The organism is Streptomyces sp. NPDC001292, assembly GCF_042896465.1.
Taxonomy (GTDB): domain Bacteria; phylum Actinomycetota; class Actinomycetes; order Streptomycetales; family Streptomycetaceae; genus Streptomyces.
Window position 1 is genome coordinate 83123 of the sequence record NZ_JBIAXG010000014.1, and the last position, 19876, is coordinate 102998.

The window sequence follows — 19876 nt, forward strand, 5'->3', positions numbered from 1 at the left end:
GGCCAAACCACGGTGATCAGGGCCCGCAGACCGTGATCAGGGTCTCCACCTCCTCGGACACGGCGCGGGCGAGCCGGTTCAGGTCGGGCACGGCCTTGGCGTCGGCGACGAGCCCGTAGTGGACCTGGCCGCGGTAGGTGGAGACCGCGACGGCCAGGGACTGCCCGCGGGCCAGCGGCGCGAAGGGGTAGACCTCGGTCAGCGGGTGGCCGCCGAGCTTCAGGCCGATGCCGGGCAGCGGCACGCTGGTGACCAGGATGTCGAACCACAGCCGGGCGGCCTGGGCCACCAGCGGTCCGCCCAGCCGGTGGCCGAGGGCGGGCACGTGGTCGGCGAGCAGCGCGACGGCGCCCGCGCCCCGGTTGGGTCCGGCGTCCTTGTTGCGGTCCATCGCGGTGCGGACGGCGCCGAGGCGGCGCAGCGGGTCCGGGTCGCAGACGGGGAGTTCCATCAGGTAGCCGGAGAGCCGGTTGCCCTGCGGGTGGGCGCTGCGCGGGCGGCGCCTGGACACCGGGATCAGGGCGCGGGGCGCGACCCCCTCGGTGCCCTCGCCCCGCTCGTCGAGCCAGCGCCGCAGGGCGCCGGCGACGACCGCGATCAGTACGTCGTTGACGGTGCCGCCCACGGCCTTGCGGACCAGGTGCACGTCGTCGATGTCGACGACCGCGCCGGCGGTGCGGCGGGTTCCGGTGGGCTCGGCGGTGAGCGCCGGGGTGGAACGTGTGGCGAGGGACGAGCGGGCGACCGACGCGCCGATGTCCAGGGCGCGGCCCACGTCGGACAGGGCGCCGCGCAGCGCCTCGGGCAGCTTGCGGACGTCGGGCAGCGGACCGCGTGCGGGCGCGGCCCGGTGGGGCCGCGGGGTGGGCATGTCCATGGGGTCCAGGACGGCCGCGGCGAGGGTCAGGGCGCGCAGGCCGTCCGCGAGGGCGTGGTGGAACTTGAACAGCACGGCGAAGGAGACGCCGTCCTCGCCCGGCAGCACGTGTGCCTCCCACGGCGGGCGGTTGCGCGCCAGCGGGCGCTGCATGAGCCGGCCCGCCTCGGCGTGGAAGTCCGCGGCCGGGGCGTGCAGCCGGACGTGGTTGAGCGGGTCGAAACCGGGGTCGGGCTCGCGGGCCGCGCCGCCGAAGCCGAGCGGAGGACGCAGCGCCTGGGCGAGTGGCCGGCGCAGGTCGAGCGGCCGCCACACGTCCCGGATGCGCATGCGCAGGCCGGGCACGCCGGCCGCGCGGGCGGCGAGCAGGTCGGCCGCGTGGGCTCCGGCGGTCGGCGAGTGCGCGGAGAAGACCCCGAGGGCTCCGAGGTGCATGGGGTGGTCGGCGGACTCGATGTTCCAGAACGCCAGGTCGAGGGGAGCGAGCAGGTCGGGAGTCAATGGCTTGCCTCGCATCGGCGGTGGGTGTCTTAGCAGTCAACCGCGCTCGACTGATTACAGTCAAGTACGATCAAGCTACGCTCAGTTAACAACAGATTAAGTGCGACCCTGGGAGAAAGCGGTGGGACACATGGGGCCTTTGTGGTCACTTCGGGCCCGCCGCGGGTGTCACCGCAGCGCGGGCGGCGCGGCCTGCGCGGACGTGCCCCACGCCGAGGGCCGCGGTCCCACGGTGCAGCTGAGGGTGCCGAGCGACCGCAGGGCGCGGGTGGTCAGATACGTCCGGTCGTGCGGCACTGCGCCGGCCCGGACGGACTGGATGTAGCGGTCCTCCCGCGAGGTGCCCGGCGCCGTGATGGTGAGGCCGCCGCCCGGGTGGAAGCCGCGGTCCAGGCGCAGGTCGACGCGTTCGAAGACGGGCGTGGACAGGCCCCAGGTGGGGTGGCCCGGCTGGATGGGGAACAGGCCGATGGAGGCCAGCACGTTCCAGGCGGACATGGTGCCCAGGTCGTCGTTCCCGCTCAGCCCGGCCGGCTCGTCGGTGAACAGGGTCAGCGCGGCGTGCACCACGTCGGTGGTCTTCCACGGCTGCCCCGTCGACAGGTAGGTGTACGGCGCGCCGAGGTCCGGCTCGTTCATCGGGTTGTACTTGTCGGTGCCGTAGTAGGCGTACGGCCCGCTCACCCATGTCTCGCGGACGGTGCGCTCCGGGTCCTTCAGCAGGTCGGCGTAGGCGAAGAACGCGTCGAGCCGCTCGTTGGCGGCGCGCCGGCCGCCGATCAGGCGCACCAGGCCCGGCAGGTCCTGCGGCACCAGCCACTGGTACTGCCAGGACGTGCCCTCGTGGAACCCCGCGCTTCGGGCCGGGTCCGCCGTCCGTTGAAGGCGCCGGAGGCGTCGCGGGCGCGGAGGAAGCCGGTGGCAGGGTCGAACAGCGCGCGGTAGCCGCGGGAGCGGGCGGCGTACCGCGCGGCGTCCCCGTGGTGGCCGAGAGCACGGGCCATCCGGGCGAGCATCGCGTCCGACAGGGCGTGCTCCAGCGTCGCGCGCTTCGGCGGCCGGTGCGGCGGCGGGAGCGGCGGTCAGCGCGGACGCTGCCACCGCCCCCGCCGCGCACAGGCGCAGGCGCCGGGTCCATCTCATGCAGGAAGACCTCCGAAGGAGACGTCACTGCCTGCATGATCGGGTCTGAAGGCCCGTCAGCCCGGCAACCGGCGGGTGTCGCGCGCGACGCGTCGCGGATCAGCGCCTCGTGCGCGCCCCGGGACCGCGCCGCGCCGGACTTGAGAAACCCTGCGGCCGTAGATCGTCGGACCGTCGGACTCGTCGCGGACGCCCGCCGGGCTACGGGACGCGCTGTCCCTTGCCGAGGGCGATCACACCGCCCTGGGAGACGGTGTACAGCTCGGCGTCCCTCTCGGGATTGACGCCGATCGTCGCTCCGGGCGGCACCTCGACGTTCTTGTCCAGGACCGCGCCGCGCACGATGGCGCCACGGCCCACCCGGACGTTGTCGTGCAGCACCGAGCCCTGGACGACCGCGCCCGGGTCGACCCGGACACCCGGCGACAGCACGGAGCGGGTGACCTGCCCGCGGATCAGGCAGCCGGCGCTGATGATCGACTCGCCGGCGATCCCTCCCGCGTTGAACCGGGCGGGTGAGAGCTGACCCGAGTGGGTGTAGATCGGCCAGTCGCGGTTGTAGAGGTTGAACGCCGGGCGCTCGGCGATCAGGTCCATATGGGCGTCGTAGTACGCGTCGAGCGTGCCGACGTCCCGCCAGTAGCCCTGGTCACGGCTGGTCTCGCCGGGCACGTGGTTGGCGCCGAAGTCGTACAGCTGCGCCTCGCCGCGGTCGGTGAGCTGGGGCAGGATCGAGCCACCCATGTCGTGCACCGACCGGTCGTCCTCCGCGTCCCGCTGGAGCGCCTCGATCAGCACCTTGGTGGAGAAGACGTAGTTGCCCATGGAGGCGAAGACGCACTCCGGGTCGTCGGGCAGCCCCGGAGGTTCGGCGGGCTTCTCCAGGAAGCGCTGCACGGTCTGCCCGTCCGAACCGGGGGTGATCACCCCGAACGACGACGACTCGGCGCGCGGCACCCGGATGCCCGCGACCGTCACTCCCGCGCCGCCCTCGATGTGCTGCTGGAGCATCTGCCGCGGGTCCATGCGGTAGACGTGGTCGGCGCCGAACACCGCGACGTAGTCGGGCTGTTCGTCGTGGATCAGGTTGAGCGACTGAAGGATCGCGTCGGCGCTGCCCAGGTACCAGCGGGGTCCGAGCCGCTGTTGCGCGGGGACCGGGGTGATGTAGTTGCCGAGCAGGCTGGACATCCGCCACGTGGTGGTGATGTGCCGGTCCAGCGAGTGCGACTTGTACTGGGTCAGCACGCAGATGCGCAGGATGTCGCCGTTGACGAGGTTGGACAGGACGAAGTCGACGAGCCGGTAGGTGCCGCCGAAGGTGACCGCGGGTTTGGCGCGGTCCGCGGTCAGGGGCATCAGCCGTTTGCCCTCTCCGCCCGCGAGGACGATCCCGAGGACCGAAGGTCCACCACGACGCATGGTCGCTCCCCTCACCCGGTTGCCTGCCTCCTGCCCCTGAGCAGGAGGGACTGAGCCCTAAGCCTGTTCGAGGATCTCCTCGTAGAGCCGCACGGTGCGCCGGGCGACCACGTCCCAGCCGAACTCCTCCACCACGCGCCGCCTTCCGGCCTCGCCCATGCGGCGGGCGCCGTCCCGGTCCGCGAGCACCGAGTCGAGGGCGCGGGCGAGCCCGGTCTCGAAATCGTCGTCCACGGGCACGAGTACCCCCGTCCCGCCGTCCTCGACCACCTCGGGGATCCCGCCGACCCTGGAGGCCACGACGGGAGTGCCGCACGCCATCGCCTCCAGGTTGACGATGCCCAACGGCTCGTAGACCGAGGGGCAGACGAAGACGGCGGCATGGGTGAGGAGCTGGATCACGTCCGGGCGCGGCAGCATCCGCGGAATCCAGTGCACGCCGTCGCGGGTCAGGCTCAGCTCCTGGTACAGGTCCCGGAACTCCCGGTCGATCTCCGGAGTGTCGGGCGCCCCCGCGCACAGCACCACCTGCGCGGCGGGGTCGATGGCCCGTACCGCCCGCAGTAGGTGGGGCACGCCTTTCTGCCGGGTGATGCGGCCGACGAACAGCACGTACGGGCGGTCCGGGTCGAGGCCGACGCGGTCGAGGGCGGCGGTGCCGTGGTCCGGCCGGTACAGGCCGGTGTCGATGCCGTTGTGGATGACGTGCACCCGGGCCGGGTCGAGCGCCGGGTAGCAGCCGAGGATGTCCTCGCGCATGGCGCCGGAGACCGCAACGACCGCGTCGGCGGACTCGATCGCGGTGCGCTCGGCCCAGCCGGACAGGGCGTAGCCGCCGCCGAGCTGTTCGGCCTTCCAGGGGCGCAGGGGCTCCAGGGAGTGCGCGGTCATCACGTGCGGCACGCCGTACAGGAGTTTGCCGAGGTGCCCGGCGAGGTTGGCGTACCAGGTGTGGGAGTGGACGAGTTCGCGGCCCTGGAGCGCGGCGGCCATGGCGAGGTCCACGGAGAAGGTGCGCAGCGCGTCGTTGGCGCCGTCCAGCGCGGACCAGGGGCGGTGGCGTACGACGCCGTCGGCGCGGCCCTCGCCCCAGCAGTGCACCTCCAGGTCCACCAGCGGCCTGAGCTCCCGCGCGAGGAACTCGACGTGGACGCCCGCACCGCCGTACACGTCCGGTGGGTACTCCCGGGTCAGCAGTCCCACGCGCACCCGCAACCCCCTGGTCCGAAGCGGCCGGTCGCCTTCATGGTCACTCAGATGTGGCCCGTGGGGAAGAGCCCGGCACCCGGGTGAAGCAGCAATCCCCGCAGAGTCCGCCGCCGGGGACGCGGTAGTAGAGGCAGCAGCTGCGCCGCCGGAAGCCGGGGCGGGGGCCGGGGCCGGTGAGCGTGCCGGCCCCGTCGAGGAGGGGATGGGCGAGGAGCCGTGCGGTCAGTTCCCGGGCGTGGTCGCCGACCTCGGTACGGCCGGTGTCGCGCGCCCGGTTCTCCAGCAGGCGGGCCGCGGCCGCCAGCGCGGAGGCCGCGTTGCCCCGCAGCAGCCCCGGCGCGAGGCGGTACCGGGCACGCAGGGCGACCGCCAGGGGTTCGAGGTGCCCGTGCAGGACGACGTCCGCGACCGTCTCCGGGTCCGCCGGGCGGGCGCGCACCTCGGTGAGCCAGAGGTCGTCCGGGGCGCTGCCGGCGGGGTCCCAGCGGATCAGGCGGGCGTCCAGGTCGGGGAGCCGCCCGTACAGCACGGCGCAGCCGAGCGCCGCCGACCACAGCCGGGCGGCGAGCGCCTGGTGCGCGACCGAGGCGGCGACCCGGGCTTCGGGGGCGCCGATCCCGTCGGCGACCCGGCGGACGCGTACCCCTAGGGGATGCCCGTCGGGGTCGGTGGCGAGGTCGGTTGTGGGGTCGTTGGCGGGATCGGCGTAGGCCTGGGCGAGGGTGGGCAGCGCCCGGTGCGGCGGGGCGCCCGTGCGCAGGACGAAGAAGCCGCCGAGGTCGTTCAGTGCGGCGAGGCCGGGGGCGAGGTTCACGGGAAGCAGTAGTACCAAGGCCCGTCGAGGGGTGCGCAAGGGGTTCCGGCAGGGGCTCCGCCGTCCCGTGTCGCCCACCCAGGGGAGGACGGCGGGCGGGACGTACTCCATCGGCAGTAGGACCTATTGACTGCTCAGGGACGACGACGGGAGGCGATCGGCACGGCAGGGTGGTCAACCATGGAAGCCGACCGTTCGTCGCGCCGGGGTCGCCGCCCCAGCCCCACGCGGAGGTGCAGCTCATGAGCGCCCTCGCGCTGTCCGTGCTGCTGTCGTCCGTGTCCGCCGTCGCCTACGCCGGTGGTGCGATCGTCCAGGAGCGGGTCGCGGTGTCCTTCCCCGGCGAGCAGTACGCGCCCCTGCGCCGGCCCGCCTGGTGGGCGGCGCTGGTGCTGAACGGTCTCGGCGGACTGCTGCACGTGGTGGCCCTGGCCTGCGGCCCGCTCAGCCTGGTCCAGCCGCTGGGCGCCCTGACCATCGTGTTCGCGCTGCCGATGGCGGCGCTGTTCGTCGGCCGGCGGGCCGGCGCCGCCGCCTGGCGCGGCGCGGTCATGGCGACGGTGGGGCTCGCGGGCCTGCTGTCCCTGGTGGGCGCCTCCCACACGCAGTCGCTGAACACCGGGCAGCGCACGGGCCTGGCCGTGGTGACCGCCGGTGTGGTCGCGACGCTCACGGTCGCGGGCCGGGCGGCGCACCGGCATCCGGCGGTGCGCAGCGTGCTGCTCGCCACCGGCTCCGGCATCGCCTTCGGCATGTCCTCGGTGTTCACCAAGACCGTCACGGTCGACTTCACCGACGGGATCGCGGCGGCGGAACTGCCGTCCCTGGCCGTGATAGGCGTCCTGGCCACGGCCGGGATCCTGCTGTCGCAGGCCTCGTACCGGGGCGGTGGTCTGGCGGCGCCGCTGGCCACGCTGACGGTGGTGAACCCGGTGATGGCGGCCGCGGTCGGGCTCACGCTGTTCGGCGAGACCTTCCGCTACGGCACGACGGGCACCGTGCTCGCCCTCGGCTGCGGTGTGGTGGCCGCGGGCGGGCTGATCCTGCTGACGACCGAGCGCATCGAGCGTACGGCTCCGGTCGTGGTGACCGGGGTGGTGACCGGGCCGGCGTCCGCCGGGGAGGCACCGCCCGCCGAGGTGGCGCTGACTGCCGAGGTGGCGCTGTCCGCCGCCGAGGCGTCCGAGGCCTCCGGGCGGGCCGTGCCGGTGGACCCGGTGGGCGCGGTCGTCGTCCCGGTCGCAGCGGCGGCGCGGGAGCAGGACCCCGCGCAGGGCGAACCGCTGCTCGTCCTCGGTCCGTTCTACGGTGCCCTCTACGGCGGGCAGTTCTACGCGAACCCCTGCGTTCCGGTGCCCGTGCCCGACCGGCCCCGGTCCCGGGTCGGATCCTGACGCCGCCGGCCCGCGGACATCAGATCCTGACGCCGCCGGCCCTCAGATAGGCGAGCGGGTCGACGTCGGTGCCGAACCCCGGCCCCGTGCGCACCTCGAAGTGCAGATGCGGTCCGGTGACGTTGCCCGTGGCCCCGGAACGGCCGATGCCGCGCCCGGGGGCGACCGTCTGCCCGACCCGCACGGATATCGCCGACAGGTGGCCGTACTGCGTGTAGTGGCCGTCGGCGTGCCGGATGACCACCTGGTAGCCGTAGGCGCCGCCCCAGCCCGCGCTGACCACCCGGCCGGCCCCGGCCGCCTTCACGGAGGTGCCGGTGGGGACCGCGAAGTCGACGCCGGTGTGGTAGCCCTTCGACCAGTGGGAGCCGGTCGCGTGGTAGGGCGTGCCGACGCCGCCGGCGACGGGGGCGACGAAGGTGTGCTCGATGGAGTGCGGCCGGGACTTGGCCGTGCCGGAGGCGGGCTTGGCCTCTCTGGCCGGGCGCGTGGCGGTGGACGTCTTGCGGTGCGGCTCGGACGTCGTACGCGACTTGGGCACCGCGAGCCGCTGGCCCGGCAGGATCAGGTTCGGGTCGGCGCCCACGGTCATGCGGTTGGCGGCGTACAACTGCCGCCAACCTCCGGAGACATGACGCTCCTCGGCGATGCCGGAGAGGGTGTCGCCGCGGACCACCGTGTACATCTCGGCGGTACCGGCCCGCGCCTGCGGCGCGGTCTGCGGCCGTACGTCGACCTGGCGGGCGGGGCTCTTGGCGCCGCGCACGGTCCGCTGGGCGGCGGTGTCCGGGTGGACGTCGGGTGCACCCCCTCCCCTGGTGAGGCCGGCCCGCGTCGAGCACACCGGCCAGGCGCCGGGCCCCTGCCCGTCGAGCACCTTCTCCGCGACGGCGATCTGCTGGTCCCGGGTGGCCAGGTCCGCGCGGGACGCGTACCGCGTCCCGCCGTACGCCGCCCAGGTGGACCGGGTGAACTGGAGCCCGCCGTAATAGCCGTTGCCCGTGTTGATGTGCCAGTTGCCGCTCGACTCGCAGGCGGCCACCTTGTTCCAGGTGGAGGCGTCGGCGGCGTGCGCGGCTCCGGCGCCGATGAGCGGAATGGCCATCCCGGCGCCGCCCGCCGTGACGGTGAGCGAGGCGCGGTTGATCCTGTTCGGCTGGTACCGGCGGTGCCGGCCGCGTACGGCCATCTCAAGCCCCCTCGACATGCGTCAGGAGGGGCGAAAGTAACCGCCGCGAACAGGCCGTGACAAGACGGCTATCGGCCGGTTCGTCACCCCAAGTGGCCGGTTGCGGCCCCTCATTGGCCGGATCCGCGGGCCGCGTGCTGAGCGGGTGGGCACCCGCCGCGCGTAGGGAAGGGTGCCGGGTCCGGATGTGCGCACGCCGTATCGGCACGTCAGGATGGTCGAAAGGGCATGAGCGGCGATACTGGCGGGCACGGCGGCGCGAAGGACGGCAGGCCGACCACGGACCGGCCGATGACGGGACCCGCGGCGGACCGGCCGACGACGGCACCGGCGGCGGACCGGCCAACGGCGGCGGGGCCAGCGTTCCACTTGACGATTCACCGGATTTTCGAGGAGCAGGCGGTATGAGCACTACAGCCCAGATCGGCGTCACGGGACTCGCGGTCATGGGCCGCAACCTCGCCCGCAATTTCGCGCGCAACGGCTACGCGGTCGCACTGCACAACCGGACGGTGGCCCGGACGCACGCCCTGGTCGAGGAGTTCGGGCACGAGGGGGACTTCGTCGCTGCCGAAACCGCGAAGGAGTTCGTGGCGGCCCTGGAGCGGCCGCGCCGCCTGGTCATCATGGTGAAGGCCGGCGAACCGACCGACGCGGTGATCCGGGAGTTCGCCCCGCTGCTTGAGCCCGGCGACATGATCATCGACGGCGGCAACGCGCACTTCGCGGACACCCGGCGCCGGGAGCGGGAGCTGCGCGAGCAGGGCATCCACTTCGTGGGCACCGGGATCTCCGGCGGCGAGGAGGGCGCGCTGCACGGGCCGAGCATCATGCCGGGCGGCTCGAAGGAGTCGTACGACTCGCTCGGTCCGATGCTGGAGAAGATCTCCGCGAAGGCGAAGGACGGCGCGCCGTGCGTCACGCACGTCGGCCCGGACGGCGCCGGGCACTTCGTGAAGATGGTGCACAACGGCATCGAGTACGCCGACATGCAGCTGATCGGCGAGGCGTACCAGCTGCTGCGTGACGTGGCCGGGTACTCCCCCGCGCAGATCGCGGAGATCTTCCGCACCTGGAACACGGGCCGGCTCGACTCGTACCTGATCGAGATCACGGCGGAGGTCCTGTCCCACGTGGACGGGGCGACCGGCAAGCCGTTCGTCGACGTGGTGGTGGACCAGGCCGAGCAGAAGGGCACCGGCCGCTGGACGGTCCAGATCGCCCTCGACCTGGGTGTGCCGGTCTCGGGCATCGCGGAGGCGGTCTTCGCCCGCTCCCTGTCGGGCCACGCGGACCTGCGGGAGGCCTCGCGCGGACTGGCGGGCCCGAAGGCGTCCCCGCTGAGCGAGTCGGAGGCGGCCGCCGTCGCCGACCGGGTGGAACAGGCGCTGTACGCCTCGAAGATCGTGTCCTACACCCAGGGCTTCCACGAGATCGCCGCGGGCAGCGCGGAGTTCGGCTGGGACATCGACCTCGGCGCGGTCTCCGCCATCTGGCGCGGCGGCTGCATCATCCGCGCGGCCTTCCTGGACCGGATCCGCGCCGCGTACGACGCCCGCCCGGACCTGCCGAGCCTGCTGTCCGACGACACCTTCGCCCAGGAGATCGCGGCGGCGCAGGACGACTGGCGCGAGGTCCTGGTCGCCGCGACCCGGCAGGGCGTGCCGACCCCCGGCTTCTCCGCCGCCCTCGCGTACTACGACGCCCTGCGCGCCGAGCGGCTGCCCGCCGCGCTCACCCAGGGGCAGCGGGACTTCTTCGGGGCGCACACGTACCGGCGGGTGGACCGTGACGGTTCCTTCCACACGCTGTGGGGCGGGGACCGGTCGGAGGTGACGGCGTAGGGATGGCGCTTCGCCGGCCGCCTCGGCCGGGAGCAGCTGCGTAGAAGGCGGAAGACGGTGGGCGGCTGGGGAGCCGCCCACCGTCTTCCTTCGTTCGTTGGCGGACGGGGCGAGAGGTGCGGACGCCCGCGCGGCCCCGGGGGCCAGGTCAGGTCCGGGGTCGGGTCGGGCGTCGGGTCAGGGGTGGTCCCGGCTCCGGGTTCGGGACCGGCTCCGGGCCCGGCGGGATCGGGGACGGCGGGGGCTCCGGGGGCGGAGGACCGGGTGGAGGACTGGGGATCGGGCCCGGGGGCACGGGCGGGGTCGGGCCGGGACCCGGCGGCGGGGCCGGGGGCGGAGGCGGGGTCGGGCCTGGACCGGGCGGTGGGCCCGGCGGACCTGGTGGTGGGCCGGGTGGGCCCGGCGGCGGCCCTGGCGCCGGAGGGGGCTGCGGGGCCGGGGGCGGCTCCGGTGTGGGCACGGGGTGCGGTTGCGGCTGCGGATGCTGGGGGTCCGGACCCGGCATGGGCGAGGGCGAGGTGGGGTCCGGGTACGGGTCGGTCATGGCGTCCTCCGGCCAGTCGGTCGACATCGGCTCTGGACTACTCCCCCACCTACCCGGCCCCCGCGCCACCAGTCACCCGACGGGGGCACGGCGAGGAGCCGGGCGGACTCATGGGTGTGCGGGCGGCCTGTTCGGCTGCGTGGGGATGTCGAGCGGTCGGTCGGGGCTGTGCCGTGCCGCGCGTGCCGCTGCCTCGAAGCCCGGACGGGGGCTGGAGAGGACGGGGATCGGAGTCGTCGTGAAGTGCTGGACGGGGGCCATGGAGGCTTGGGCGAGGACGATCGCGTCGGCGTGGGTGACCCGGTCCGCCGCGGTGGCCACCTCGCGCACGTACCCCTCGGTGTCACCAGCCTCGAAACGGGACCAGGCGACGTCGACGAGCACGGGCCGGACGGTGACGGTGCGCCCGGCGCGGCGGGCCTCCTCCTCGATGAGCGCGGTGGTCGGCGCGAGGGTGCTCGCCAGCGCCGCGAGGAGGACCACCCGCGGCCCGGCGGCGACCGCGGCGGCCGCCATGGGCCGGTCCACCCGCAGCACCGGCACGGCGAGCCCCGCCGCCCCCGCCTCCTCCGCGACGCCCCCGAGGGTGGAGCAGGTGCACAGGACGGCCCGGGCACCCTCGGCGACCGCCCTGCGCAACACCACTCCCACCGCGTGCGTCACCGCCGCCGGACCTTCCCGGCGGGCCCGGCGCAGCAGCTCCTCGTCGACGAAGTGCCGTAGCCCGAGGCCGGGGTGGGTCTCGTCGCGCAGCGCGTCGAAGACCGGGACGTGCACCGGCGAGGTGTGCAGCAGGGCGAGCATCGACCGCTCAGAACCGTTCCGGATGCGCCGCGAGCCACTCCCGCGCGGCGCCCGGCAGCTCGGGGTCGGCCGCCGGGGCCTCGTCGCGGTGACGTTCGGCCCACTTGACGACGTACGGACACAGCGGGGCCACGGCGGCACCCTCGCGCCCCGCGATCGCGTACAGCTCGGGCGCCAGCGAGTCCGCGCTGCCCCTGCCCTCATGGGCCGGCTCCACGATCGTGTGCACGGGCACCGGCGCGCGCCCGGGCCGTTCGAGGACGAAGTACTCGATGCGGCCGACGACCGCACCACCTGCCAGCGCCTCGAGGCGCCCCGCCGTCCGGTCGTCGCGGATCTCGGTGTCGCTCACGGTCACGCTCCTGGTCGATCAGCTCGATGCGGCCTGCGGGCTGCGCTCCTGGCCGGAACCCGGCACCGGCTCCGACGGATCGGCGCCGAGCGCCACGATACGGTTGTCCGCGTCGACGTGGACGACCCGCGGCTGAGAGGCCCGCGCTTCGGCGTCTGTGACCTGGGCGTAGCTGATGATGATCACCAGGTCTCCGGGGTGGACGAGATGCGCGGCGGCCCCGTTGATCCCGACGACTCCGGACCCGCGCTCCCCCTCGATGACGTACGTCTCCAGACGAGCACCGTTGGTGACGTCGACGATGTGGACGAGCTCCCCGGGCAGCAGATCGGCGGCGTCGAGCAGGTCCGCGTCGATGGTCACCGATCCCACGTAGTGCAGGTCGGCCTGGGTGACGGTGGCGCGGTGGATCTTGGACTTGAGCATGATACGCAACATCGGGGCACTCCCACAAGTAGGCTCCCTGCCTGCGTTTTTGCAGGTCAAGGGCTGTTTCCACACCCTACAACGAGTCGCGTGTTCGGGCAGCTTTCCCTAGGTTTTCAGGACTCGTGCTGACCGCTTGCCGACTTTACTGACGGGTCGTCAGGCAACTGCGGAGGGCTACGCTCGCTCTCCCCTACCCCAACGCGACGACGGCGCAAGCCTACGCAGCACCCCCCGAAGGGCAGCCGTGATCACCGTCCCCCGGGCGTTCTGGGCGGCAGTCAGGAGCGCAGGCGGTCGACCGGGAGTAGGGCCACGCGCCGCCATGGGTCAGCCGGTCCAGGCCCCCGTCCGTCGACCGCCCGTCAAGACCTGGCATGACCACAAGCCGGGTCACGCGGTCACCGCCCAGCGCAGCACGGTGTCCCACTTCCACGCTCTCCTCAGGTCCGGTTTTCGGCCAGGATCCCGTTGCCCAGTGTCGTGATCAGGCCGAAACGGTCGTAGGTGGCCCGCAGCCTGCGCGGACGCCTCACCGGGCCCCGACGCCTGGCGCCCGGACCAGTACAACAACCCCGACAACATCGCCGCCTACGCCCACTCGCCCACGAACTCATCGCCCAGCTGGGCCGCATCGACACCCTCGTCGTCTCCGTCGGCACCGGCGGCCACTCCGCAGGCATCGGCTCCGTCCTGCGCGACCAGTTCCCGCACCTGCGGATCGTCGGGGTCGTCACCTCGGCTCGACGATCTTCGGCCAGCCCGCCGCGGCCCGCCTCATGCGCGGACTGGGCTCCCTTACCTCGCCGCTGACCTGTCCGACGGGCTCGGGCCGGCCGCCTGGGCCGTCGGACTCGTCGTCGGCGTCCGCAACTTCTCCCAGCAGGGCATGTTCCTCATCGGCGGCACCCTCGCCGACCGCCTCGGCTACAAGATCCTCATCATGGCCGGGTGCCTGCTGCGCACCCTGGGCTTCGGCCTGCTCGGCTGGGTCGACAACCTGCCGGCCCTCATCGCCGCCTCCGCCGCCACGGGCTTCGCCGGAGCCCTGTTCAACCCGGCCGTCCGCGCCTACCTCGCCACCGAGGCCGGCGAGCAGCGCGTGGACGCCTTCGCCTTCAACGTCTACTACCAGGCCGGCATGCTGCTCGGTCCACTCGTCGGACTCGCCCTCCTGGCCGCCGACTTCCGCCTGGTCTGCACGGTCGCCGCGGCCGTCTTCGCCGGGCTCACCACCATCGACCAGTCGCCGGAGCCGTCCACGTCCAGCCGGACACCCAGCAGGGCACGGGTGAAGGCGTTGCCCCAGTTGCCGTCGGTCATGGCTTCGAGGGCGCCGCCGCGGCGGTCCATGTAGGCACGGGCGGCCTCGGACTTGAAAAGAGTACGCAGCACTGAGCGCTCCCTGAGGTCAGCTCCCTGCCCGCTTCTTGCAGGTCAAGGGCCGTGCGCTGACTCTACAACGGCCCGCTTCGGTCATTTCTGGCACTGCGGGCACCAGACCGTGCGGCGTCCGCCGACGCGGTTGGAGCACAGGGGCCGGCCACAGCGAGGACACGTCGGCTCGCTGTCGTCCCTGTGCCCGGTGAGCCAGGAGCGCCTCGGCGGCACGCACCCGGCACGCACGGATGTCTCAAGGACCCTGCCCATCCCTACATGGACACGCCGAATCTCGTCGTCGCTCAGGTCCCGCGCCGGGGTCCGCGGCGCCACACGGGCCCGCCAGAGGATCTCGTCGCACAGGAGGTTGCCCAGACCCGCGATCACGGACTGGTCCATCAGCGCGCTCTTGACGGCACGCCGTCGTCCCGAAAGCAGTTCCCGCAATTCCGGTCCGCGCACGGTGAGGGCGTCGGGACCCAGCCCGTCCACGATCCGTGCGATCTGCGCTTCGTCGACCAACTGCAGGCCCTGGAGCTTGCGTTGATCGCGGTAGCGGAGGTGCCGGGAGTCGTCGAGCGTCAGCACGACGCGGTCGTGCCGTTCGACCGGTTCGTCCGGGGAACAGCACCGCAGCGATCCCGTCATGCCGAAATGCCAGACAAGTGTGGGACCACCCCCGTCCGTGGGACCGTCGTCCATCGGCACGAACAACCACTTGCCGTGCCGCCACGCCTCCCCCAGACGCCTGCCCTTCAGCTCCCTCCGCAGCCGCTGCGCGCTGACACCGCGCAGAACTCCCGCGTCCCGCACCTCGACGTCCGTGACGCGCCGACGCCGGCCGCAGGTCATCAGCACCTCGCGGAATCCCTCGACATCCGGCAGTTCGGGCATGTGTTCGCCCCCGGCTCTTCGTCCTACGGCCCTCAGTCCGCCGCACGCGCAGACGGGTACCCGTGGAGGGCGACCGAACGCGCTCGGTCCCTCCACGGCACCGTCGTGCGCGAACTCGCCGAGGAAACCGGGCTCGTCACGCGCCCTGAAGACGTGACGCCGCTGGGCACACTCCTCGACCACGTCGACGACGTCGTACGCGTCACCGTCGGCGCCGTCGTCACGGCCTGGCAGGGCGAGCCCCCCGACCAGCCGCACGAAAGCGTGGGCGACTGGCGGTGGTGGGCCCTGGACGAGCTGCCGCAGGGACTGTTCGTGTGCAGTGCCCAGATCCTCACGTCCTGGCGCCCCGACTTGCCGCCGATCGACCACGCACCAGCGCACTTCACCCCGTACGCAGACCGGACACCGACCTACTAAGACGAACAGCACACGGCAACGTGATGGCTGCGGGATGTCACGGGTTGCGGGTGCCGCTCGCGGCCTAGTTGTATTGCCCCGAGAGGTTGGGGACGCGGCTGGCGGGTGGTTGGCCCTTCAGCGCGGTGTGTCCGCGGTGGTGATTGTAGGTGTGCAGCCAGCCGGGGAAGGCGTCGCGTCGTTCCTGCTCTGAGCGGTAGGGGCGGGCGTAGGCCCATTCGTCGAGCAGGGTGCGGTTGAAGCGTTCGACCTTGCCGTTCGTCTGTGGCCGGTAGGGCCGGGTGCGCTTGTGGGTGATCCTGGCTGCGGCCAGGGCATCGCGCCAGTCGCGTGAGCGGTAGCAGGAGCCGTTGTCGGTCAGCACCCGCTCGACGGTGATTCCGGCCTGGGCGAAGAAGGTGTGGGCCCGGGTCCAGAAGGTTGTGGCAGTCTCCTTCTTCTCGTCCGTGTGGATCTCGCTGTAGGCCAGGCGGGAGTGGTCGTCGACGGCGGTGTGGAGGTAGCTGTAGCCGGCGTTCGTGCGGTTCTTGCGGCCTGCGGCCCGGCCGAGGACCCTGTGGCCGCCGCCGTCGGGGATGTTGCCGAGCTTCTTGATGTCCACGTGCACCAACTCGCCGGGCCTGTCGCGTTCGTAGCGGCGTATGACACGGCCGGTGGCCCGGTCCAGGTGGGCGAGCCGGGCCAGGCCATAGCGGGTCAGCACCCGGTGCACGGTGGCCGGGTTCAGTCGTAGCAGGTGCGCGATGCGGGCCGGTCCCCAGCGGCGCAGGACGCGGACCTTGATGATCCTGCGCTCGGTGCGCGCCGGTATCCGGCGGGGGCTGCGGTGCGGGCGGCTGGAACGGTCGGTCATGCCCGCCTCGCCGAGCGCTCGGTAGCGGTCGGCCCATCGCTGGGCCGTGGTCGGCGAGACCTGGAAACGTTCTGCCGCACGTCTGAGTGTCCAGCCGTCCTCGACTACGCAGCGGGCCAGGCGCAGGCGGCCGGTCTCGGTCAGGGGTGCGTTACGGTGTGGCACGAGGGCCTTTCGCTTGGTGTAGACGTCGCAATCCACACCGAACCGGAAGGCCCTCACCTGTTCAAGATTCCTCAGCCGAGACCTGGGTCACCCGTCCACAACCTCCCGGGCCAGTACACCTAGTTCCGCGGTGCCAGGGTGCGTAGGACGCAGAACTCGTTGCCCTCGGGGTCTGCCATGACCACCCAGTTCCGGTCCGGTCCCTGGCCGACATCCGTCTTGGTGGCGCCGAGGCCGAGCAATCTGGTCACCTCGTCCTCGGTGCCGCCGTCGATCGGGCTGACGTCGAGGTGAAGCCGGTTCTTCGCGGTCTTGCCCTCGGGCACCCGGATGAACAGCAGGGTGGGCGGCATCTGGCGGGCCCGAACATCCTCGACGGTCGGCACCCAGGAGCCGATCTCGACCTTGCCCTCGCTCCGGTCGATCACCTTGAAGTCCAGGACCTCGCACCAGAAGGCCGCGAGCCTCTCCGGGTCATGGCAGTCAACGGCCAACTCGGTGAACCTACTTGTCATGACTCTCCCAGACAGTGCGGACGGGGCCTCAGAGTATGCCGCCCGTCCGACAGAACCGAGATCTTCCATGCTTACCGTGATGTGGGCTGTCGGGCGACCGCCGCCGCGGCGACGGCGTGCCCGCCGAGCCGGGCTGCGGCGAGGACGCAGATCGTTACGGCGGGGTGCAGACGGAGGCGGTCGCCAGGAGGCCGCCGGCCGCGGCGCCGAGCGGCATGAACGCCACCGACCGGGATTCGACTGTCCGCCGATGGGCGGTACGGGGCGAGCGCGTCCATGATGTTCGTGGTGTCCAATGCGCCCGATTCCGCGACCGTCCCCGCCGCCGCGGCGGTACCGCAGTGGTACTCATCCGGCAGTGGGCCCTACGAGCGCACGGTGAGGAGGGCCATGAGGCGATGACGGTGTTCGCCGTCAACCCGACGGACAGCGCCTCGGTGCTGGCCGCCTTCGGTGCGCTGGGGGTCCTGGTCGTGACCTTCGCGGAGTCGGGTCTGATCGTGGTCGGCTTCTTCCTTCCCGGTGACACGCTGCTGATCCCGGCCGGTGTGCTGTGCGCGCAGTCCGACAGCCAGGCGCCGCGACTGGCGTTGTGGCAGGTGCTGTTGTGCGCCGCCGTGGGCGCGGTGGCCGGTGGGGAGGTGGGGTTCCTGCTCGGGCGGCGGGGCGGGCGTACCCTGCTGGCCCGCACCTCCAACCGGCGTCTGAAGCAGCGGGCGGCGCGGGCGCAGGAACTCCTGGCCCGCTACGGGCAGGGCAAGGCGCTCGTGATCGGCCGCTTCATCCCGATGCTGCGGACCGTACTGCACCCGGCGGCCGGGGCGCTCGGCGTGCCCACGCGGACCTTCACGCTCTGGGCGACCGTCGGGGGCGTGCTCTGGTCCCAGAGCCTGGTACTTGCCGGATACGTCCTGGGGGCGTCGGTCCCCGACATCGGCGACTATCTCCTGATCATGGTCGCCGTGCTCGTCGTGCTCACCCTGGTGCCCTTGCTGGTGCAGGCACGCCGTACGCGGCACGCCCGGCAACCGCCCTCACGGTGAGCGCGCCCTCACGGTGGCCGGGGAGACGGCGGCCGACCGCGTGTGCCTCCCCGCCCCCGGTGCCTCCCCTGGCGTCCGCCTACGCCACCGCCTCCCCGGCCGCCACCTCCCCGGCCGCCACCTCCCCGGCCGCCTGGATTCCCCGCACCTCCCCCGCTTCCCGGGCCTCCCCGGCCCTCTGCTCGTACTGCGTGCGGTACAGCTCGGCGTACCGGCCCTCCGCCGCCAGGAGTTCGTCGTGGGTGCCGCGTTCGACGATCAGTCCGTCCTCGACGACCAGGATGAGGTCGGCGGCTCGCACCGTGGACAGCCGGTGGGCGATCACCACCGCGGTGCGGCCCTCCAGGGCCTCGGCCAGCGCCTCCTGGACGGCCGCCTCCGAGGTGTTGTCGAGGTGGGCGGTGGCCTCGTCGAGGATGACCACCCGCTGTCGGGCCAGCAGCAGTCGGGCGATGGTCATGCGCTGGCGCTCGCCGCCGGACAGGCGGTAGCCGCGCTCACCGACGACGGTGTCGAGGCCGTCGGGCAGGGAGCGCACGAGGTCGTCGAGGCGGGCCCGGCGCAGGGCGTCCCACAGTTCCGCGTCGGTCGCCGAGGGGCGGGCCGGCAGCAGGTTGGCGCGCACGGAGTCGTGGAAGAGGTGGCCGTCCTGGGTGACCATGCCGAGGGTCGCCCGCAGGGACGCGAAGGTCAGGTCGCGTACGTCGACGCCACCGATACGCACGGCACCCTCGTCGACGTCGTACAGGCGCGGGAGCAGTTGCGCGATCGTCGACTTGCCGGCGCCGGAGGAGCCGACGAGGGCGACGGTCCGCCCGGCCTCGGCGCGGAAGGAGACGCCATGCAGGACCTCGGCGCCGTCGCGGGTGTCGAGGCCGGCGACCTCCTCCAGCGAGGCGAGGGAGACCTTGTCGGCGGAGGGGTAGCCGAAGCGGACGCCGTCGAACTCCACGGCGAGGGGGCCGTCGGGAACCTGGCGGGCGTCGGGCTTCTCCTCGATCAGCGGCTTGAGGTCGAGCACCTCGAAGACCCGCTCGAAGCTGACCAGGGCGCTCATCACCTCCACGCGCGCCCCGGCGAGCGCGGTGAGCGGCGCGTACAGCCGGGTCAGCAGCAGGGCGAGCGATACGACGGCGCCCGGCTCCAGGGTGCCGCGCAGGGCGAAGTACCCGCCGAGTCCGTAGACCAGGGCCAGCGCCAGCGCGGACACCAGGGTCAGCGCGGTGATGAAGGCGGACTGCGCCGTCGCCGTGCGGATGCCGATGTCCCGTACCCGGCCGGCGCGGGCCGCGAACTCCTCCGACTCCTGCTCCGGGCGGCCGAAGAGCTTGACCAGGGTGGCGCCGGGGGCGGAGAAGCGCTCCGTCATCCGGGTGCCCATCGCCGCGTTCAGCGTGGCCGCCTCCCGCTGCATACGGGCCATCCGGCTGCCCATCCGCCGGGCCGGCACCACGAACACCGGCAACAGCACCAGGGCGAGCAGGGTGATCTGCCAGGACAGGGTGAGCATGACGGCGAGGGTGAGCAGCAGCGTGACCACGTTGCTGACGACACCCGAGAGGGTGTTGCTGAAGGCCCGCTGGGCACCGATGACGTCGTTGTTGAGCCGGGAGACGAGCGCTCCCGTACGGGTGCGCGTGAAGAACGCCACCGGCATGCGCTGCACATGGTCGAACACCGTCGTGCGCAGATCGAGGATGAGTCCCTCGCCGAGCGTGGCCGACAGGCGCCTGCCGACGATGCCGAACGCCGCCTCGGCCACCGCGATCAGGGCGATGAGCAGGGCCAGGCGTATGACCGTGCCCTGGTCGCCCCGGGACACGATCACGTCGACGACGCGCCCGGCGAGCACGGGGGTCGCCACCGCGAGCAGTGCGGTCACCACCCCGAGGGCGACGAACTGCGCGATACGGCGGCGGTGGGGCCGGGCGAACGCGCCGATGCGGCGCAGCGTCGCTCGGGCGAGCGGGCGCCGCTCCTGCTGGGCGGTCATGACGCTGTGCAGCTGCGTCCAGGCGGTGGTCTCCATGCTCATGGAGAAGAACCTAGAACCTCAAGCATCGTTGAGGTCAATGTGCGCACCCCGA

Annotated in this window: 15 protein-coding genes and 4 pseudogenes; 6 read left to right on the forward strand and 13 right to left on the reverse strand. The window is 72.8% G+C overall.

Going from position 1 to position 19876, the window contains the following annotated elements:
- Window positions 1-16: 16 nt before the first annotated feature.
- The 5 genes and pseudogenes from ACFY4A_RS17265 to ACFY4A_RS17285 form a co-directional block, all read right to left on the reverse strand.
- Entirely contained in the window at window positions 17-1378 is a 1362-nt protein-coding gene (locus ACFY4A_RS17265; RefSeq protein WP_390830330.1) for a wax ester/triacylglycerol synthase family O-acyltransferase, read from the reverse strand.
- A gap of 168 nt (window positions 1379-1546) precedes the next feature.
- Window positions 1547-2424 (reverse strand): annotated as a pseudogene (locus ACFY4A_RS17270) (glycoside hydrolase domain-containing protein); the annotation flags it as partial.
- 298 nt (window positions 2425-2722) lie between these two features.
- Window positions 2723-3943 (reverse strand): glucose-1-phosphate adenylyltransferase, encoded by a 1221-nt coding sequence (gene glgC / locus ACFY4A_RS17275; RefSeq protein WP_390830266.1) that lies wholly within the window; start codon window positions 3941-3943, stop codon window positions 2723-2725.
- 57 nt (window positions 3944-4000) lie between these two features.
- Window positions 4001-5152: a glycogen synthase gene (glgA, locus tag ACFY4A_RS17280; protein ID WP_390830267.1), complete on the reverse strand. Its 1152-nt coding sequence runs from the start codon at window positions 5150-5152 to the stop codon at window positions 4001-4003.
- A gap of 40 nt (window positions 5153-5192) precedes the next feature.
- Entirely contained in the window at window positions 5193-5966 is a 774-nt protein-coding gene (locus ACFY4A_RS17285; RefSeq protein WP_390830268.1) for a (2Fe-2S)-binding protein, read from the reverse strand.
- Between the two features lie 242 nt (window positions 5967-6208).
- Between ACFY4A_RS17285 and ACFY4A_RS17290 the strand changes: the two genes are divergently transcribed.
- Window positions 6209-7360: a DMT family transporter gene (locus ACFY4A_RS17290; RefSeq protein ID WP_390830269.1), complete on the forward strand. Its 1152-nt coding sequence runs from the start codon at window positions 6209-6211 to the stop codon at window positions 7358-7360.
- Between the two features lie 19 nt (window positions 7361-7379).
- On the opposite strand, the gene ACFY4A_RS17295 is transcribed toward ACFY4A_RS17290, so the two are convergent.
- A complete protein-coding gene (locus ACFY4A_RS17295; protein ID WP_390830270.1) occupies window positions 7380-8549 on the reverse strand; it encodes a transglycosylase family protein in 1170 nt (389 codons plus the stop codon).
- A 404-nt stretch (window positions 8550-8953) separates the two neighbouring features.
- On the opposite strand from ACFY4A_RS17295, the gene gndA reads away from it, so the two are divergent.
- The gene (gene gndA / locus ACFY4A_RS17300) at window positions 8954-10393 is read left to right on the forward strand and encodes an NADP-dependent phosphogluconate dehydrogenase (RefSeq protein ID WP_390830271.1); all 1440 of its coding nucleotides are present in this window, start codon (window positions 8954-8956) and stop codon (window positions 10391-10393) included.
- Between the two features lie 652 nt (window positions 10394-11045).
- Here gndA and ACFY4A_RS17305 read toward each other — a convergent pair.
- From ACFY4A_RS17305 to panD, 3 genes are read right to left on the reverse strand one after another with little or no spacing between them, the layout of a single operon-like run.
- A complete protein-coding gene (locus ACFY4A_RS17305) occupies window positions 11046-11741 on the reverse strand; it encodes an arylsulfatase (RefSeq protein ID WP_390830272.1) in 696 nt (231 codons plus the stop codon).
- Between the two features lie 7 nt (window positions 11742-11748).
- Window positions 11749-12093 carry a GNAT family N-acetyltransferase gene (locus tag ACFY4A_RS17310; RefSeq protein WP_390830273.1) on the reverse strand — a complete coding sequence of 115 codons (345 nt, stop codon included), beginning with the start codon at window positions 12091-12093 and terminating at the stop codon, window positions 11749-11751.
- Between the two features lie 18 nt (window positions 12094-12111).
- The gene (gene panD / locus ACFY4A_RS17315) at window positions 12112-12531 is read right to left on the reverse strand and encodes an aspartate 1-decarboxylase (RefSeq protein ID WP_390830274.1); all 420 of its coding nucleotides are present in this window, start codon (window positions 12529-12531) and stop codon (window positions 12112-12114) included.
- Window positions 12532-13060: 529 nt separating this feature from the next.
- On the opposite strand from panD, the pseudogene ACFY4A_RS17320 reads away from it, so the two are divergent.
- Window positions 13061-13328 (forward strand): annotated as a pseudogene (locus ACFY4A_RS17320) (pyridoxal-phosphate dependent enzyme); the annotation flags it as partial.
- Window positions 13313-13754, forward strand: a pseudogene (locus ACFY4A_RS17325) (MFS transporter); the annotation flags it as partial. The pseudogenes ACFY4A_RS17320 and ACFY4A_RS17325, both read left to right, overlap by 16 nt.
- Window positions 13755-13995: 241 nt before the next feature.
- On the opposite strand, the gene ACFY4A_RS17330 reads toward ACFY4A_RS17325, so the two are convergent.
- Entirely contained in the window at window positions 13996-14793 is a 798-nt protein-coding gene (locus ACFY4A_RS17330) for an Fpg/Nei family DNA glycosylase (protein ID WP_390830275.1), read from the reverse strand.
- Window positions 14794-14880: 87 nt separating this feature from the next.
- Between ACFY4A_RS17330 and ACFY4A_RS17335 the strand changes: the two are divergent.
- Window positions 14881-15213, forward strand: a pseudogene (locus ACFY4A_RS17335) (NUDIX domain-containing protein); the annotation flags it as partial.
- 64 nt (window positions 15214-15277) lie between these two features.
- Here the strand turns inward: ACFY4A_RS17335 and ACFY4A_RS17340 are convergent.
- Both ACFY4A_RS17340 and ACFY4A_RS17345 read right to left on the reverse strand, forming a co-directional pair.
- A complete protein-coding gene (locus tag ACFY4A_RS17340) occupies window positions 15278-16231 on the reverse strand; it encodes an IS481 family transposase (RefSeq protein ID WP_390830331.1) in 954 nt (317 codons plus the stop codon).
- A gap of 119 nt (window positions 16232-16350) precedes the next feature.
- The gene (locus ACFY4A_RS17345; protein WP_390830276.1) at window positions 16351-16746 is read right to left on the reverse strand and encodes a VOC family protein; all 396 of its coding nucleotides are present in this window, start codon (window positions 16744-16746) and stop codon (window positions 16351-16353) included.
- 404 nt (window positions 16747-17150) lie between these two features.
- On the opposite strand from ACFY4A_RS17345, the gene ACFY4A_RS17350 reads away from it, so the two are divergent.
- Window positions 17151-17789, forward strand: a complete 639-nt coding sequence (locus ACFY4A_RS17350) for a DedA family protein (protein WP_390830332.1) — start codon at window positions 17151-17153, stop codon at window positions 17787-17789.
- A gap of 79 nt (window positions 17790-17868) precedes the next feature.
- On the opposite strand, the gene ACFY4A_RS17355 is transcribed toward ACFY4A_RS17350, so the two are convergent.
- Window positions 17869-19818, reverse strand: a complete 1950-nt coding sequence (locus tag ACFY4A_RS17355; protein WP_390830333.1) for an ABC transporter ATP-binding protein — start codon at window positions 19816-19818, stop codon at window positions 17869-17871.
- Between the last annotated feature and the right edge of the window lie 58 nt (window positions 19819-19876).

What these genes read in the sequence shown, in the direction of transcription:
- glgC (WP_390830266.1), bottom strand. Translation starts at nt 3,943, where the DNA reads ATGCGTCGTGGTGGACCTTCGGTCCTCGGGATCGTCCTCGCGGGCGGA.
- ACFY4A_RS17290 (WP_390830269.1), top strand. Translation starts at nt 6,209, where the DNA reads ATGAGCGCCCTCGCGCTGTCCGTGCTGCTGTCGTCCGTGTCCGCCGTC.
- ACFY4A_RS17295 (WP_390830270.1), bottom strand. Translation starts at nt 8,549, where the DNA reads ATGGCCGTACGCGGCCGGCACCGCCGGTACCAGCCGAACAGGATCAAC.
- gndA (WP_390830271.1), top strand. Translation starts at nt 8,954, where the DNA reads ATGAGCACTACAGCCCAGATCGGCGTCACGGGACTCGCGGTCATGGGC.
- ACFY4A_RS17305 (WP_390830272.1), bottom strand. Translation starts at nt 11,741, where the DNA reads ATGCTCGCCCTGCTGCACACCTCGCCGGTGCACGTCCCGGTCTTCGAC.
- panD (WP_390830274.1), bottom strand. Translation starts at nt 12,531, where the DNA reads ATGTTGCGTATCATGCTCAAGTCCAAGATCCACCGCGCCACCGTCACC.
- ACFY4A_RS17330 (WP_390830275.1), bottom strand. Translation starts at nt 14,793, where the DNA reads ATGCCCGAACTGCCGGATGTCGAGGGATTCCGCGAGGTGCTGATGACC.
- ACFY4A_RS17345 (WP_390830276.1), bottom strand. Translation starts at nt 16,746, where the DNA reads ATGACAAGTAGGTTCACCGAGTTGGCCGTTGACTGCCATGACCCGGAG.
- ACFY4A_RS17355 (WP_390830333.1), bottom strand. Translation starts at nt 19,818, where the DNA reads ATGGAGACCACCGCCTGGACGCAGCTGCACAGCGTCATGACCGCCCAG.